Here is a 474-nt window from a genome sequence, read left to right on the forward strand (position 1 = left end):
ACATTATTACATAGTTTATTAAACCAGTACCATGATACCTATAAAACATTGACCTGTGTACATGTTAATCATGGATTACGAGCGCAATCAGTTGAAGAAGAAATATTTTTAAACGAGTATTGTCAAAAAATCAAATTAAATTATATGTTAAACATCTCGACTTATCTAAAATAGTTGATAAAGGAAATAGTATTCAAAATGAAGCGCGTCGATTGCGGTATCAGTGGTTTGGAGAAGTCATTCGTGATTTAAATGCAGATGTATTACTTACAGCGCATCATCTTGATGACCAACTTGAAACGATTCTTTATAGGGTGCTGAGTGGTCGTTCAACTAGAAGCTCATTAGGAATGTCTGATATCTCGAACTATGAAGATTACCTTGTGTGTCGTCCTTTGCTGAACATTTACAAAAAAGACATCATCAATTACCAAGAAAAGTATCAGGTTCCATATTTTGAAGATAGTTCTAATC

At 33.1% G+C, this 474-nt stretch carries 1 pseudogene; it reads left to right on the plus strand.

The features are described 5' to 3' along the window. Positions 1-48 precede the first annotated feature (48 nt). Positions 49-474 (plus strand): annotated as a pseudogene (gene tilS / locus HZY83_RS07835) (tRNA lysidine(34) synthetase TilS); the annotation flags it as partial.

The sequence above is a fragment of the Gemella sp. GH3 genome, from assembly GCF_013415425.1.
In the GTDB taxonomy this organism is placed as follows: Bacteria; Bacillota; Bacilli; order Staphylococcales; family Gemellaceae; genus Gemelliphila.